This window comes from Collinsella aerofaciens (genome assembly GCF_964243765.1).
GTDB classification, from domain to species: Bacteria; Actinomycetota; Coriobacteriia; order Coriobacteriales; family Coriobacteriaceae; genus Collinsella; species Collinsella aerofaciens_BU.
In genome coordinates, this window is record NZ_CAXTGI010000008.1 from 24,464 (window position 1) to 40,205 (window position 15,742).

15 protein-coding genes and 5 tRNA genes are annotated in these 15,742 nt (G+C 59.4%); 1 reads left to right on the forward strand and 19 read right to left on the reverse strand.

Translation table 11 applies throughout. From position 1 onward, the window contains the following. Nucleotides 1–270: 270 nt before the first annotated feature. The 5 genes from ACESSC_RS06700 to serS all read right to left on the reverse strand — a co-directional run bounded on the left by ACESSC_RS06700 (nt 271) and on the right by serS (nt 2,920). A tRNA-Arg gene (locus tag ACESSC_RS06700) sits at nt 271–347 on the reverse strand. Nucleotides 348–694: 347 nt separating this feature from the next. Continuing rightward, nucleotides 695–771: transfer RNA gene (locus ACESSC_RS06705), tRNA-Arg, on the reverse strand. A 165-nt stretch (nt 772–936) separates the two neighbouring features. Beyond that, nucleotides 937–1,013, reverse strand: a tRNA-Arg gene (locus ACESSC_RS06710). Between the two features lie 74 nt (nt 1,014–1,087). Continuing rightward, nucleotides 1,088–1,465, reverse strand: coding sequence for a hypothetical protein (locus ACESSC_RS06715; protein ID WP_373162078.1), 378 nt, complete (start codon nt 1,463–1,465; stop codon nt 1,088–1,090). 171 nt (nt 1,466–1,636) lie between these two features. After that, entirely contained in the window at nt 1,637–2,920 is a 1,284-nt protein-coding gene (gene serS, locus ACESSC_RS06720; RefSeq protein ID WP_118080822.1) for a serine--tRNA ligase, read from the reverse strand. A gap of 111 nt (nt 2,921–3,031) precedes the next feature. Between serS and ACESSC_RS06725 the strand changes: the two genes are divergently transcribed. Beyond that, complete coding sequence (locus ACESSC_RS06725) at nt 3,032–3,205, forward strand: DUF6724 family protein (RefSeq protein WP_199574351.1); 174 nt, start codon at nt 3,032–3,034, stop codon at nt 3,203–3,205. 156 nt (nt 3,206–3,361) lie between these two features. Here the strand turns inward: ACESSC_RS06725 and proC are convergent, their stop codons facing one another. From proC to ACESSC_RS06795, 14 genes are all read right to left on the reverse strand, one after another. Continuing rightward, on the reverse strand, nt 3,362–4,132 hold the full coding sequence (gene proC, locus ACESSC_RS06730; protein ID WP_118080820.1) for a pyrroline-5-carboxylate reductase: 771 nt from the start codon (nt 4,130–4,132) through the stop codon (nt 3,362–3,364). A gap of 73 nt (nt 4,133–4,205) precedes the next feature. Next, nucleotides 4,206–4,676 (reverse strand): 23S rRNA (pseudouridine(1915)-N(3))-methyltransferase RlmH, encoded by a 471-nt coding sequence (gene rlmH, locus ACESSC_RS06735; protein ID WP_373162081.1) that lies wholly within the window; start codon nt 4,674–4,676, stop codon nt 4,206–4,208. A 6-nt stretch (nt 4,677–4,682) separates the two neighbouring features. Next, nucleotides 4,683–5,621 (reverse strand): SPFH domain-containing protein, encoded by a 939-nt coding sequence (locus tag ACESSC_RS06740; RefSeq protein WP_117757556.1) that lies wholly within the window; start codon nt 5,619–5,621, stop codon nt 4,683–4,685. A gap of 289 nt (nt 5,622–5,910) precedes the next feature. Further along, nucleotides 5,911–5,997: transfer RNA gene (locus ACESSC_RS06745), tRNA-Leu, on the reverse strand. A gap of 43 nt (nt 5,998–6,040) precedes the next feature. Continuing rightward, nucleotides 6,041–6,958, reverse strand: a complete 918-nt coding sequence (locus tag ACESSC_RS06750) for a TatD family hydrolase (protein ID WP_271738465.1) — start codon at nt 6,956–6,958, stop codon at nt 6,041–6,043. Beyond that, nucleotides 6,948–7,808: a 16S rRNA (adenine(1518)-N(6)/adenine(1519)-N(6))-dimethyltransferase RsmA gene (rsmA, locus tag ACESSC_RS06755; RefSeq protein ID WP_118226168.1), complete on the reverse strand. Its 861-nt coding sequence runs from the start codon at nt 7,806–7,808 to the stop codon at nt 6,948–6,950. The genes ACESSC_RS06750 and rsmA overlap by 11 nt, the downstream gene beginning before the upstream one ends. A 110-nt stretch (nt 7,809–7,918) precedes the next feature. Next, entirely contained in the window at nt 7,919–9,520 is a 1,602-nt protein-coding gene (gene metG / locus ACESSC_RS06760) for a methionine--tRNA ligase (protein ID WP_118384982.1), read from the reverse strand. 69 nt (nt 9,521–9,589) lie between these two features. Then, nucleotides 9,590–10,468, reverse strand: a complete 879-nt coding sequence (rsmI, locus tag ACESSC_RS06765; protein ID WP_118206060.1) for a 16S rRNA (cytidine(1402)-2'-O)-methyltransferase — start codon at nt 10,466–10,468, stop codon at nt 9,590–9,592. Between the two features lie 6 nt (nt 10,469–10,474). Then, a complete protein-coding gene (locus tag ACESSC_RS06770; protein WP_373162084.1) occupies nt 10,475–11,536 on the reverse strand; it encodes a glycoside hydrolase family 5 protein in 1,062 nt (353 codons plus the stop codon). 482 nt (nt 11,537–12,018) lie between these two features. Further along, nucleotides 12,019–12,091, reverse strand: a tRNA-Phe gene (locus ACESSC_RS06775). 123 nt (nt 12,092–12,214) lie between these two features. After that, entirely contained in the window at nt 12,215–12,502 is a 288-nt protein-coding gene (locus tag ACESSC_RS06780) for an ATP-binding protein (protein ID WP_199586032.1), read from the reverse strand. A gap of 321 nt (nt 12,503–12,823) precedes the next feature. Continuing rightward, a complete protein-coding gene (locus tag ACESSC_RS06785) occupies nt 12,824–13,204 on the reverse strand; it encodes a DUF192 domain-containing protein (protein WP_117655491.1) in 381 nt (126 codons plus the stop codon). Then, on the reverse strand, nt 13,180–13,656 hold the full coding sequence (locus ACESSC_RS06790) for a TadE/TadG family type IV pilus assembly protein (protein WP_117655490.1): 477 nt from the start codon (nt 13,654–13,656) through the stop codon (nt 13,180–13,182). Before ACESSC_RS06790 ends, ACESSC_RS06785 begins: the two co-directional genes overlap by 25 nt. Next, nucleotides 13,656–15,716 carry a hypothetical protein gene (locus ACESSC_RS06795; protein WP_373162085.1) on the reverse strand — a complete coding sequence of 687 codons (2,061 nt, stop codon included), beginning with the start codon at nt 15,714–15,716 and terminating at the stop codon, nt 13,656–13,658. Before ACESSC_RS06795 ends, ACESSC_RS06790 begins: the two co-directional genes overlap by 1 nt. Between the last annotated feature and the right edge of the window lie 26 nt (nt 15,717–15,742).

Here is a 15,742-nt window from a genome sequence, read left to right on the forward strand (position 1 = left end):
AGGAAATCGTCCCTTTGGACGAAAGCACTCAAGCTGGCGCAAAAGAAAAGCCCCCGTTGCCGGAGGCTTTCAATTTCAATTGGTGCGGCGTATAGGATTCCGCGCATCCGCTGCGCGGATCCGCACCGGCTTCGCCCGCCTGCCGGCGGACTCGCCCGCTCGCTAAAAACGCTCCGCGTTTTCTTGACGCCCGCGCCTCGACCGAGGTTCGAATCCATGCCAGGTTTCCATAAAAGAAAAGCCCCCGTTACCGGAGGCTTTAAGCTCAAATGGTGCGGCGTATAGGATTCGAACCTATGACGTTCTGATTCGTAGTCAGACCCTCTATCCAGCTGAGGTAACGCCGCGACTTGTTGATTATTATGCACATGGACTGAATAATCGTCAAGCGTTTTTCAAAAAAAGTTATTGAATTTGATTTTTACTCATTTTGACCACTTGATGCGATCTTCGACGCATCGCGATATAAGAAAAGCCCCCGTTGCCGGGAGCTTTAAAGTCAATTGGTGCGGCGTATAGGATTCCGCGCATCCGCTGCGCGGATCCGCACCGGCTTCGCCCGCCTGCCGGCGTGCTCGCCCGCGGGCTAAAAACGCTCCGCGTTTTCTTGACGCCCGCGCCTCGACCGAGGTTCGAATCTCCGCAATGCTCCCATATAAGAAAAGCCCCCGTTGCCGGGAGCTTTAAAGTCAATTGGTGCGGCGTATAGGATTCGAACCTATGACGTTCTGATTCGTAGTCAGACCCTCTATCCAGCTGAGGTAACGCCGCAACGCACGGATTATTATGCACGCGAGCCCCCGATGGGTCAAGCGACAATTAGAAAAAAATTTTACGGAGTGATAATTAAGTTGTTCGTGCCTCGACCGAGGTTCGAATCCATGCGGTGCTGCCATAAAAGAAAAGCCCCCGTTGCCGGAGGCTTTCAATTTCGGTTGGTGCGGCGTATAGGATTCGAACCTATGACGTTCTGATTCGTAGTCAGACCCTCTATCCAGCTGAGGTAACGCCGCAGCGCAAGACATATAAAACCACTTTAGTTAGTTGGAGTCAAGCACAATCTCAAACTTTTTGAAGAATATGTTCCTTACACAGCTCCGCATGCGCCAGCGTCCCCCATGCGATCAATCGGTTTTTCAACCACATCGAACCCGGCACCGAGCTCCCTCAACAGCGAGCGCACCCGCTGGGCACAGTCATAATCGGCAAACGAGATACTCAACATGCGCGCCACCTGGTTAGAAGTCTCAACTCCATAGAACCGCTCAAGTGCCACAAGCCCCTCGTGTGTCACAAAGGTCTCGACTACATGCGGCGACTCCTCAAAGCACCATTGGGTCAACGGACCCTCGCTCGTCTGCCGCACCACCAAACCACCCATACCGGATGGCTCACACGTAACTAGTAGGTGCTCCCCACCTTCATCGCTCTCAAACAAAACTACCCGCTCATCAAACAGCTCCATCGCATCCCCTTCCTCTCGCTTCTATTTAACAAAAGCATAGCAGGTAAATGGCTGTATACAGAACGTTTGTTCGTGTGTTTTCTATCGAGCTGTCCGCACGGCATGGTATAGCCGTACACAAAAAGGGCGCCCCTAAAAGGAGCGCCCTCGCAAATCGCCTATGCAGCTAGCTTACGCGACCGGCTCGATCTTCTCGAGGCCGCCCATGTAGGGACGCAGAACCTCGGGGATCGTGATGGTGCCGTCGGCGTTCTGGTAGTTCTCCAGAATGGCGGCCATGGTGCGGCCAGCCGGCAGGCCGGAACCGTTGAGGGTGTGCAGGTAGCGCGAGCCCTTGAAGTTCTCGGGGTCGCGATACTTGATGTTGGCGCGACGGGCCTGGAAATCGCCGCAGTTAGAGCAGGAGCTGATCTCTTTGTAGGCGTTGTAGCTCGGCAGCCAGACCTCGATGTCGTAGGTCTGACGGGCAGAGAAGCCCAGGTCGCCGGTGCACAGGCTAATCACGCGATACGGAAGGCCCAGCTGCTGAAGCAGGAACTCGGCCTCGGCGGTCATGCTCTCGAGCTCCTCGTCGGACTCCTCCGGCTTGGCAAACTTGACCATCTCGACCTTGTCGAACTCGTGCTGGCGGATGATACCGCGGGTGTCGCGACCAGCGGAGCCGGCCTCCTCGCGGAAGCAGGGGGTGAAGGCGGTGTAGCGGCGCGGCAGGGTATCAGCATCGAGAACCTCGCCGGCGTGCAGGTTGGTAAGCACGACCTCGGCGGTGGGGATCAGGAAGTTGTCGCCCGAGACGTGATAGGCGTCGTCCTCGAACTTGGGCAGCTGACCCGTGCCAAACATGGTCTGACGCTTGACGACGATGGGCGGCCACCACTCCTTAAAGCCACGGCTGGTGTGCGTGTCAAGGAAGAAGTTGATGAGGGCGCGCTCAAGACGGGCGCCGGCGCCACCGAGAACGGTAAAGCGGCTGCCGGAGAGCTTGTTGCCGCGCTCGAAATCGAGGATGTCGAGGTCGGTGCCCAGGTCCCAGTGCGGCTTAAAGTCGAAGTCGAACTCGCGCGGGGTGCCCCAACGACGGCGCTCGATGTTCTCGTCCTCGTCCTTGCCGTACGGCGTGGCCTCGCAAGGGATGTTGGGAAGGTGAGCCATAAAGTCGTACTGCTCCTGCTCGAGAGCGGTGCGGCGCTCGGCCAGACCGTCAATCTTCTCGTTGACGGCGCGCACGGCCTCCTTGGCGGCCTCGGCCTCGTCCTTCTTGCCCTCCTTCATCAGGGCGCCGATCTTCTTGGACTCGGCATTACGCGTGGCCTGGAGCTCCTCGACCTCGGTGATGACGGCACGGCGCTCGTCGTCGAGCTCGAAGAACTTCTCTCGATCCCAAGACGTCTGGCGGTTGGCCATGGCGGTATCGATGGCATCGGGGTTCTCGCGAACAAACTTGATATCAAGCATTAGATCCTCCGGCGATATACATTCCATTTAGGTTGCAACCTTGTACATGTATGGGCAAGTATATACTTATGAGCGTTTACGACCCAACCCAACTACGCAAGAAGGCACCCAATGGACGCAGTTTTTTCCTTTTTGTTTGGCACCCGCACCGGTTTTGCCATCCTTTTCGCCGGCGGCATCCTACTGTTTGCGATTCTTGCCTTTGTAATGGAGAAGCGCACCCATAAGATGTATGTCGACCGCGGCCCCAAGGACGAGGACGATCAAGACAGCTTCTGGGACTAACCTGCCAAAAAGGGACTGGTTTATTTTGGTCGGTTTTATCTGGGCAAACGCAAGCGCCTCGCAACTGGAATTGAGCCAGTTGCGAGGCGCTTTTTGCTATAGAGATAAAACCGCAGGAAAACCTGCCAAAATAAACCTGTCCCTAAATGGCAGGTTTTACTGGAGGGTGGCGTCGATGGCCTTGACCAGGGCGCTGCGCATGCCGGCGTCCTCGAGCGCGACGACGCCCTTGATGGTGGCGCCACCGGGTGAGCATACGGCATCCTTCATCGCCGCAGGATGCTGGCCAGTCGCAAGCTGTAGCTTTGCCGTGCCCAGCACCATCTGGCTCACAATGCGATAGGCATCGGCGCGCGGGATACCGTGCTTGACGGCCGCGTCGCCCAAGGCCTCAATCGCCATGGCGACAAATGCCGGTGCGCAACCGCCCACGGTACCGCCCACAAACAGCAGACTCGAATCGAGCTCGACGACGGTGCCAAGCTTTCCGAGCAGACCGAGCACCGTGGCACGCTGCTCATCGCTAAGCGTGGAAGCCTTCTCGCAGGCGATAACGCCCTCGCCCACCGAAACCGGCGTGTTGGGCACCGTCGAGATGTGTGCGACACCCGGCAGGACCTGCTCCCACTTGGCGCTATCCCAGGTCCAGGCGACCGAAAGGACAACCTTGTCGGCAAGGGTTTCTTTGAGCGGAGCGAAGACCTTCTCAATCATGTATGGCTTGACCGCAGCAACCACGATATCGGATGCGGCGACAACCTCCGCCGCATCACGACAGGCAACCATCCCACGTGCCTCACAACGCTCGACCAAGGCGTCGTAGTGGCCCGCGCAGGCGCACATATCGCTCGCAGCCACACCGGCGGCGATCCAGCCATCGGCCATAGCGCTCGCCATATTGCCAAAACCGACAAATCCGATCTTCATATCTCATAGTCCTCTCAGACACGCTCTTCAAAACGAAGGCTATTGTCCCACGGCATTGTTTCGTATTGCCGACCTATTTGTGATACGGCTCGCCACGGCTGATCTTGCAGGCGCGGTAGATTTGCTCCAGCAGCACCACGCGCGCCAAGTTGTGCGGCAAGGTAATACGTCCAAAGCTGAGCATCTCGTCGGCTCGTGTGCGCACGTCATCGCTCACGCCGTCCGAACCGCCGATTACAAAGGCAATGTCGCTACTACCTCGCAGCATAAGATCGTCGAGCCTCGCCGAGAGCTCCTCACTCGAACGCTCCTTGCCCTCAATGGCCAGCAAGATCACATGCGCTCGAGACGGCAAGGCAGCAAGAATCGCCGCCCCCTCCTTGTCACGCGCAGCATCCACACCGCCCGCCTTAGCCGGGTCGATATCGGCCACCTCGCGGATATCCACCTTGGCATAGGCACCCAGACGCTTGGTGTACTCAGCGCACGCGTCCTTCCAAAAGCGCTCCTTGAGCTTACCAACACAAACGACGGTGTATTTCACGCGCGCCTACTCCTTCGAATCGTTTTGAACTTTGCCGGCAGCCAGCATCTGCTCGAACATAGAGGCCGACTGCGAGAAGTCGCTCGGCAACACGACCGTCGAGTTTTTGCCCGTACGTGCGAACTCCGTCATCATCTCGGTCCACTGCGTAAACATGAACAGCTGGTTGGCCTCATCGTTGCCAACGCCTGTCTCCTGGATAATCTCGAGCGAATCCTTGATGCCCAACGCGATAGCTTTGCGCTGGTTGGCGATGCCTTCGCCTGCCTTTTCCATCGCCTCAGCCTCGGCGGTCGCCTCGGTGACGCGCTTGATGCGGTCTGCCTCGGCGAGCTCCTGTGCCGCAGCGCGCTTGCGCTGGGCGGCGTTGATGTCGTTCATGGAGTTCTCAACCTCGGTCGGCAGTGCGATTTTGGTGATGAGCGTCGACACGAGGGTGAAGCCGTAGGCGGCCATCTGCTCGGAAACGGTAGCGTTGACATCCTTGGCGATGTCATCCTTCTTGGCAAAGACCTCATCGAGTGTGTAGACAGGAATCGAAGAGCGCAGGGCGTCGGTGATGAAGTCACGCATCTGGTCGACGGGCTCCTGCAGCATGTAGTAGCTCTTGTAGATGCCCGAATCTGCCGGGCCGGCGCCCATGTCATAGCTCACGTGGTACTGAGCGGAGACCTCAAGGCCAATGGTCACGTTGTCCTGGGTCTTAACGTCGATGCCAAAACCATTTTTCATGGTGCGCAGACTCACCGTGGCGGCCTTGCGGTCGATCACGGGCACCTTCACGTGGAAGCCCGCGTTGACGATACGGTTGAACTTACCCAAGCGCTCGATGATTACGGCGTGCTGCTGCTCAACGACGTAACAGGCGTTGGGGAGCAGCAGCAACAGGATGATGATGGGAATCAAAAGGCTGGTAAGGGCGGCGATGATACCGGAAAACAGCATGGTCTCTCCTCTGATAGGCACACGTTGGTACTAGGATACCCGTCCAAGGAGATCGTGCATAACAAAAAGAGCTCCCATTGCTGGGAGCTCTTTCAATCAATGGTGCGGGCGAAAGGACGTCCGCGTATCCGCTTCGCGGATCCGCACCGGCTTCGCCCGCCTGCCGGCGGACTCGCCAGCTCGCTAAAAACGCTCCGCGTTTTCTTGACGCTCGCTCCTTCACAGGTTCAAGTCCCTGCGATGGGCACATAACAAAAAAGCCCCCATTGCTGGGAGCTCTTTCAATCAATGGTGCGGGCGAAAGGACTTGAACCTTCATGGGGTTGCCCCCATACGGACCTGAACCGTACGCGTCTGCCAATTCCGCCACGCCCGCGTGCAGGAATTAGAATAACGGAGCGCCATCGCGAACGCAAGAACTATTTTTGAAAAAGTTTGCAGGCATTTTCCCAAGCGGCATGCGCGATTGTTTCGGCGTCCTCACCAGTGCGATCGACACGGTCGTTAACCAGCGCGTTTGCCGTAATGGAGATCATTGCGGGCTCGCATTCAAGACCGCGGATGGGCTCCGGAGCCATATACGGGCAATCCGTCTCGAACAAAATTCGATCGAGTGGGGTTGCCGCAAATGCCTCGCGCACGTCGTCGTTGCGCTTAAAGGTGGCCGCACCACCATAGGCGATATAGCAGCCCAGCTCCACAAAGCGCTCCATCGTGGCGCGGTCCTCGCCAAAACAGTGCAGCACACAACCGGCCTGGGGCACGCCCACCTCACGAAGCACGTTGTAGGCGTCCACGTGCGAGGTACGCTCCTGGTCCATGTCCTCGTGACGCAGATGCAGCTCCACCGGCACGTTACGACACACGGCAAGCTCGAGCTGGCGCGCCATGCAATCAATCTGCACGCTGTGGGGCGCCGGCGTGATGTCGTCGTCGTAATCCATGTGGTAGTCCAGACCGATTTCGCCAATACCGGCACACAAAGGGTCATCAAGCGCAGCAACAACCTGCGCGTGAATGTCGTCGGTATAGTCCGGCGCGCCATACGGATGCACGCCGGCAAGATACTTGATCTGCGGGATATCCTGCATCGGCAGAATTTCGCGCACGAGCCAGTCGCTATAGCCCGTCACGCTGCGCTTGTCGGCGATGGGGTCGAAGACCGTCACCAACAGGTCGATGCCTGCCGCCTTGGCACGCACGAGTGTCTCGGGCACATCCTTGCCCCAGAACGAAAGCAGATGCGCATGTGTGTCGGCAAGCGGTGCCAAGGGCACGGGACAAGCAACCGTCTTCTTTTTCTTGGTAAACGTCACGCGTTCGGCATTAAGCGTCATGGGAAAGCTCCCGAGCCAGGCACACAAAGTCGGCGACGCCGAGCGTCTCGGCGCGCGTGGTGGGTGCGATACCGCAAGCCTCAAAGGCGGCATCGAGCACGTCCTTGGCAAAGCCGTTGGCGCTCATGGAATTGCGGATGGTCTTGCGACGCTGAGCAAATGCAGCGTCAATCACGCGGGCCACAAATTCGCGATCGAGTCCTTCGGGCACCACACCGTCAACACGGTCGATACGCACGACGGCCGAGTCCACGTGCGGCGCCGGCATAAAGCAACGCGGCGGCACCTCAAAGCGACCCGTCACCTGCGCATACAGGCCAAGCTTTGCCGTATAGCCGCCATAGGTCTTGTTGCCCGGCACTGCGGCAATGCGATCGGCAACCTCCTTTTGCACCATGACGACGGCGCGCTTGAGCGCCGGCATCGTCTGGAAAAATTGCAAAATGATCGTCGCCGCCACGTTATAAGGCAAGTTCGCGACAAATACCGTCGGCTCACCGCCCGCAGCCTGCTCAATCTGCTCCGGGCCCACCTTAAGCGCGTCGCCCATGATAAAGCGGAAGTTGGCATAGTCGGCGGCGTGGGCGTCGAGCACCGGTTCGAGCTCAGGATCGGCCTCAATGGACGTAACGCACGCCGCTTCCTGCAGCAACGCAAGTGTCAAAGTACCGCAACCCGGACCCACCTCGAGTACGCGCTCGTCACCTGCAAACTCGGCAAGCTCGCAGATACGCTCGATCACATGATTGTCGATTAGAAAGTTCTGGCCCAGGCGATGCTTGGTCGCAAGGCCAAACTCCTCCAGCAGCTCCCTTGTTGCCGTGGGGTTTGCCAAAGGCGAAGTTGTCATAGTTGCCTCCTTAGCATGATGGCGGCGTCTTGAAACGAAAGGGCATGGACCGTTGCGGCCATGCCCTTACATCTAAACAGCAAATTGCCGATATGGCGCTCGCGCGGTCTCTACGCCAGACGCGGGAACAGCGGATCGCCCTTCTCGACGGGCTGACCACCAGCAAGCAGGCCCCAAGCGCAAATGCCCTTGAGGTCGTCGGTCGCGGCCTCGTTCTCGCAGGACAGGCGGCGCAGGGCCTCGGCAGAGGTCTGAGGCATGAGCGGCATCAGCAGGTGAGCGGCAATGCGGATGGCCTCGAGCAGGTTGTAGATCACAAACGCCAGCTCGTCAGCCTTGGCCTCGTCCTTGGCAAGTGCCCAGGGCTCGGAGTCCTCGATGTAGTGGTTGGCGGCGTGGATGAGCTCCATGACCTCATCCTTGGCTCCGCCGTAATCGAGCACGTCCATCTTGGCCATGTAGCGGTCGACCAGGCCATCGGCGATCTTTGCCAGCGGGTTGTCGAACGCATCGAACGATGCGGGCTTGGCGGGCGCGCAGCCGTCAAAGTACTTTGCGCTCATGTTGAGCGAGCGCGAAATGAGGTTGCCCCAGCTGTTGGCCAGATCGGCGTTGTAGACCTGCTCCATACGATCGAAGCTGATGGCGCCGTCGGTGCCGGGGACCACGTCGGTCATAAAGTAATAGCGGTAGCCCTCGACGCCCAGCATGTCGATAACGTCCTGCGGAGCGATGGCGTTGCCGCGGCTCTTGGACATCTTCTCGGCCTTACCGGTCTCGGCATTGCGCACGGTCAGGAAGCCGTGGGCAAAGACGTGCTCGGGCAGGGCCTCGCCGATGGCCATGAGCATCGCGGGCCAAATGACGCAGTGGAAGCGGATGATGTCCTTACCCACGATGTGGAACTGCGCGGGCCAGCGATAGGCCAGCTCGGCACGGGCCTCGTCGGTGTCGACACCGTAGCCGACGGCCGTCATATAGTTGAGCAACGCATCGAACCACACGTAGGTCACGTGACCCTCGTCAAACGGGACCTGAATGCCCCAGTCAAAGCTCGTACGGCTCACGGAAAGGTCGTTAAGGCCGCCCTCGACAAAGCTGCGTACCTCGTTCATACGGAACGCAGGCTCGACAAAGTCGGGGTGCTCGTCATAGAGCTTGAGAAGCTTGTCCTGGAAGGCGGAAAGCTTAAAGAAGTAGGACTCCTCCTGCACGCGCTCAAGCGGACGGTGGCAGTCGGGGCACAGGTGCTGGCCGACGCTGCCGTACTCCTCGTCGCCCTTCTGGACCTGCGTATCAGTGAAGTAGGTCTCGTCAGGCACGCAATACCAACCGTCGTAGCTGCCCTTATACAGATAGCCGGACTCCTTCATGCGCTCCCACAGGTACTGCACGGCATGATGCTGGCGCGGCTCGGTGGTGCGGATGAAGTCGTCGTTGGAGATCTCGAGCTTGCTCCAAAGCTCCTTGAAGTGCGGGGCCTGGCTATCGGTCCACTCCTGCGGCGTCATGCCATGCTTGGCTGCGGCCTCGGCGACCTTCTCGCCATGCTCGTCCATGCCGGTCAGGAACTTGACGTTATAGCCGGCGGAACGGCGATAGCGAGCCTGAACGTCGGCGATGATGGTGGAATAAGCCGTGCCCAGGTGCGGATCGGCGTTGACGTAGTAGATGGGCGTCGTGATAAAGAACGAAGGCTTGCTTTGATCCATGGGGTTTGTCCTCCAGAAAAACGTTGCATACAGAGGATGATTCTAGCGCAAGGGCTGGATATCCTCCATCTATTGCATATCGAGCACCATGGCATAGACATCGCGCTTGCGGCGCGAATACTTCTGAGACAGGCGCTTGGCCACCGCAGACGCGGGCTCCCCCTCCTCGAGCGCGGCGCGGATATCCTCGCGCAGGGCCTCGTCGGGATCCGCTGCCGTGGCGCCGACCGGCACGATACCGGCCTCCTCATCCTCGCTCGGCGGCGCGATGACCAGCGCGATCTCGCCCTTTACCTCGCCGCGAGCGCGCAGTTCCTCGGCAAGCTGGGCAGCGAGCCCGCGCAAGACCTCCTCGTGCAGCTTGGTGAGTTCGCGGCAGACGGCAACCTCACGCTGGGGAAAGACCTCCGCCACGGCCTCGAGCGTCGCCACGATGCGATGTGGAGACTCGTAGAAGATGAGTGCGCCGGGCACCACGGCAAGGCGCTGCAAACGGCGCACACGGTCGCCGTGCTTTCGGCCCAAAAAGCCCTCGAAGAAAAAATGCTCGCAGGGAATGCCGGACGAAACAAGCGCCGTGACGCAAGCAGAGGGCCCGGGAATAACTTCGACGGGTACATCGGCCTCACGCGCCGCCTCGACCAGCGCCTGGCCGGGATCGGACACGCTCGGCATGCCGGCGTCCGAGGCAAAGGCGAGGGTCTCCCCCGCCAGCAGACGGTCGACCAGGCCGGCAGCGCGGCTAGCGATCACATTCTCGTCGCAACGGACAAGCGGCTTGGAAATGCCCAGGTGCATCAGCAGCTTTGACGTCACACGCGTGTCTTCGCAGCAAATGGCATCGGCGGCGGCAAAGGCCTCGCCAACGCGCGGGGACAGGTCGCCTAGGTTGCCGATGGGCGTGCCGACCACATAGAGTTTGCCCGTATGGGCGCTGTTTTGCGTCATATCAACCTATTCAATCATGCCGCGCTCGAGCGTACCGAGCGCCGCGCGGGCGTCCCATGCTGCAATGCGCTTCTCGGTCTTCCACGTTTGGAAGAACCAACCGGCAGCCGGCGCAAACGAAGCCAGCTGGTTGGCGATAAACACGCGCTCGTAGGCATTGCGGCCCTCGGGCGTAACCGACGAGTTGGCAAAGATCGCCGCGCCCGACCATTCGCCCACCAGCACGGGGAACCCAGTCGAAATCGCCTCTTTGAGCTCGCGCTTGTTACGCGAAATCGCCGTCGTCAGCCCGCGAGGGCTCGTGATGTCGAGCGCATACTCGTCGCGGTAATGGTACAGGTGAAGGTCCATGTAGACGTTCTTGTACTTGGCGCCGCGCATAAAATGCTTCCACTCGCTGGGATGCCCCGACGACGAGAAGACGACGATCTTATCCTCGGGCATATACGAACGGACGAGCTCGTAGGCATCGCGATAGAAATTGCGCAGGTAGTGAGCAGGAATGCCATCCGTCATGGTGAAGAGGCTCTTGCGAACGCTCATCTGCGGCGTGTCCAGCAGCTCAATGCCCAGCAGGCTCTCGGCCTCGCCATAGCGATCGGCCAAGCGCTCGAGCACGTCGAGTGCGACATGACGGCCGTTGGTGGACGAATGCCACTCGGCGACAGCCTCCGGCGTGGTGGGCGAATCGTTGGAATCGCCCTGGCCACCGGGCACGGTTGCCAGATCGAGCAGCACGCGGATATCGTACTTGGCAGCCCACTCAATTGCGCGGTCGATGTAATCGACAACCGATATGTAGGAGGCATCGGACCCCTGTGAGCCAAAGGCATACCAGGGCACCGGCAGACGCACGGCATTGAGACCGATCTGCGCCATGCGGCGAAAATCGCCCTCGCTCACAAACGTCTCGTAATGACGACGCATGCGCTCGTTGTAAGCGGCGGTACCCATGGCCTCCTGCAGCTCGGCTGCGTTGGATGCGCCGGTCGCCGCGTACAGCGACGGGGTCACCCAAGGCTCGGGAATAAACCAGCCAGAGAGATTAACGCCGAGTATCCTCTCCATCACTGCCCCCTTCGGATCATGCAGGTCGAACCCGCATCGTATTGCATGGGATAAGTATCGTTTTGAGTATACCCGCGTGTGCGGACAGGCGACCGAACGGTCTGCAAAGTGACGCGAAAGTGGGAGGAATGTCTGGGGCGGGCGGGCTCGGAATGGTGCGACGAGGTGCGTACGCGCGCCGGAGGCAGGCACCGGAAAGTGTGTCCCGTTCTGAGCCCTTATTCTGGGACGCAGTTTCCGCAGAACCCTACATAAAAGAAAAGGACCCCTTTGCAGAGGTCCTAGTCAATTCAAGGTGGCGGGGAAGGGAATCGCGTCCGCGCGCTGCGCGGACGGACCGCTGCGGCGCTTGCGCGCCTTGCGAGCTACGCTGGCAAACGCTCACGCGTTTACTCAGCTCCGCGCCCTCACGGGGTTCGATTCCGCGTGGGGGCCACATAAAAGAAAAGGACCCCTTTGCAGAGGCCCTAGTCAATTCAAGGTGGCGGGGAAGGGAATCGAACCCCTGACACGAGGATTTTCAGTCCTCTGCTCTACCAACTGAGCTACCCAGCCATTTGAGGTGTGCCTTGTTTCAAGGCTTGATTAGTATAACCAAGGACGCGTTCCGGTCAACCGAGAATTTCAAAAAAGTTTTTGAGCACAGCCTCGGTTCTATAAATCGGCACGTCAGAGGCATCAGCCGGCAGCAAGAAGTTTTTCGCTCAGAGCCGCACGGGCAAACTCACTTGGCGTCATCCCCTCGGCAGCCGCCCGTCGACGAATGGCCTCCTTCATTCCCAGAGGAATCTTGACCGACAGCGTTGCCGTCCCCTCACCTGAGAGTGGGGGCCGTCCATGCACGATCCCACCAACGGTGTGTTCGCCATCCGGAAACTCTCCGCGCTCGTACGACTCGCACCACGCGTCAATCGTTTCATCCGTTACAACCTGACCATTAGCGGCCGTATACGTCTTGCCCATCATCGACCCCTTTGCCGAGCCCGTTCAATCTCCTGCCAAAATTTCTTCTGGACTGGAGACAAGGCATGAATGATAAGCCACCCACGGACAAGCTCGACCGCGACAAGCTCCACGCTTCGTCCGTCTGGGAGCCATCCAATCGCAAGCCATCTCGGCGGCTCGTCCTTCGACTCGCGACGAATGCACTCAGTAACCGCAAGCCAAACGCTAAGCACCTGCTTTTCTGTCAGGTGCTTTTTAGCGTTGGGATGGATCTCAACATCCATGCATCTTCTCCTCCATCTTACCCAATTTCGTATGACGAAAGTCCGCTGTCGCCAATTCTTAAGCCGGCACGCGTTGGAGAGCAGGGGTCGAAACAATGATTGAAGAGCGCTCTAGTGCGGCCCAGGCGCCGGGGCAGGAGCACATACGCCAGGGACATACGTTTTCGTAGCGCGCGAGGATATTGCCGTCGCGATCGATGAAGGCGATGTCGATGGGATAGGCCATAAAACACGTATGGACCGAAGAGCAGCGTGGAAACGCCATGACAAGCGGCAGGCCGTTGGCGGCAACCGGACACCGTCCCAGCATGCCGCGCAGGCGCACGACAAACGACTCCGCCACCGCAAACTCGGCCGGCGTCCAACCCAGCCTGTTGAGTGCCCGCGCGTAGGCGATGTAGGACGAGACCGCGGTCACATGACCACCCCCGGACGCCATGGATCGACCGTCACCGCGCGCTCGTGCGACAACGTTGTCGGCGCCCCCAGCGGAACGCCAGCGATGCTGAGAGAAGTCGGCCACGGCTCATAGTGCATGGTGCAGGTGTAGGTCCTAAACGTACCGGACAGGGAGAGCAGACCACCATCCGATGCCTCCGCGCCTTGCTCGCTCGACACTTCGATCTGCAAGTCATAGCCTTCCATGGCATTCAGAATTTGAGTCTGGACCGTCGCCGAGGCATCGACAGAGCTTTCGTCGCCCTCCCCCTCCGACGCCACGGCGTGCGCCAACACGATGTCGGGCACCACGCGGTCGAAGCGCGCGACAGCGCTGGCAAAGATCATGACGTTGTACACGATGAGTGCCAGCACCAGCAAAACGGGCGTAACCACTGCCATCTCCACCGTCGCTTGGGCGCGCTCCTCGCGCAGACGCATGCGGATACTCATTACGACCCACCGCCCAGAGCGCCAACCAGCGTGGCGACATCGACGGTGAGCGGGATGGAGCCGCCGCCGGGCAGAGGAATCTCCGCAAGCGTGAACACCGTACCGCTAATGGTGCGTTCGACTTGATATTCCAACGCCTCGCAAAGCGCCTTGGGATCGGTCACGCCCAACGGAATACCTCGCAGCTTGTCTTGCGCTTGAGAGAGACCGGCAATGTCAGACCCCGGACTCTTAATGACGTTGGCGGAATCGGTCAGCACCGGCTTTCGCAGGCGCAAGTCGCACGGTTCCAAACCCAGCGCCGCCACGGATGCCGAAACGGTATCGCCGAGCCACGATGCAATGGAGCCCAACGCGCCGCTGCCCCCTCCTAGGCCTTCAATCATCTCGTCCATAAGTTCGTCGGCCGAACCTTGGATATCACCGTATCCTACGAGCAGCCGTCCCCAAACATCCATGACGCCGTCGAGCACGCCGGCAACGCCGCCCGAGCGTTCCTTCAATGTCGAGAAAAATCGCGAAAGCACGTTGTTTTGCGCCGTCGCCTCATCGGGCGCCAGCACCGCGGCAGAGATGGCACCGCGATCGCCAAGCCTGACTGCCGTGTTAAACGAAGAGTTGAGCTCATCGGGGCTCGAGATGGCACCCGAAACCGCAAAGGCAACCACGCCGTTGCGGCCAGGTGGGGCGATACGCGGACGCTCGCCCGAAAGCGCTTTAATGGCCTGGTCAAACGCATTGCCCGCACGGTCGGCTTCGTCCTCGGTCTGACGCTCGAGCTCGAGCTCCTTGTTGCGACAGTCGACGTAGTCCTCCAGGGCGTCTTTAAACTTGTCAAAGTGATACTCGAAGCCGTTTTCGATAGAGGTTGAAGGCGCCGCAACAGCACCAAGCGACAAAACGCCAAAATGGCATTTGCTGCATTTATCCTGTCCATCGTAATCGGCAACCGAAGCAAATCCGCTCGGCGTCCCTTTCTTATAGTTAGGGCAGGTCGTCCCGTAATGCAGATACGCCTTGTCATCGTTCACGCTAGTCGGCCACACCGCATCGGTATAGAGTTCCGTCGCCCGAACCTCATCAGAGTTGCGCGGCAGCAGCGGAATATAGGAGGAAACCCTGTCTCCGTTCTCGGTTATATATGCCCGATCGACCTCCGCGTTCGCATAGGTATAAAACGCCTTACGCGCCGCAGACTCTGCCTTCATCTCGACACTCGAGCCCTGGGGCTTCTCATTTGTCAGACGCCAATGGTAGTAGTCCTTCGCGCGATCAAGGGCAACTTGGGGCTCCCACGTAACGCTCGATGAGTAATGCGGATTTTGAACACCGGAAAGATCCGTTAGGCTTTTCGCGCGCTCCCACATGCAAGAACAGCTGCCGACCGAGCCCTTGTCAGACCCACCACAATCCGCCAGCCAAGCACGCTCTTTAGCCTTCGCCGTGTCCTCAGAAGCCTTCCGCAGCTCCTCGGCCGCACGCTCTAAATCATCTGATGTGTCTTTAATGGTATCGGTCGAGATCTCTGACCCTTTGATCGCAGCGAAGTCCGACTCGGATGTCCTGGGCACGGCAAGCGCCGTACCGGTATAGGTCACACTATCGGTATCCTGCGCCGACACCGCCTGCGTGGCACGCGCGGCGATCAGATACGGCAGAGCCGTCTCGATTTTCTGTAAGCCTTCCGATGCGCTTTTGGCAAACTTGTTGCGCGTTTTAATGATCTCGATCCCGGTGTCGACCATATTGCCGGCAACCGGCTCGGCACCCGGGATGAGGATGGCGACCAGGCCCGTCCCGATCGTGGCAAACCCCGCCAGCCCCAGACTCAAGATACTCGCATCAACCACCGTGGCAGCCGTGTGATAGGACGACACCACGTTGGCACCCGCCAGCGCGCCGCTATCAGCCGCCACCTGGGTGTCCCCGGCACGCGACATGCTCCATATCGCCGCGGTCGACGAAAACAACAATGTGAGCACCACTAGGATGACCACGGCAGAAGAAAGCGTGGTATAGGCACCGTCTTCGATAAACAGATCGACACCGGCTCGACCCATAAAGCCGCCTCGCTTGCGATGGCAGC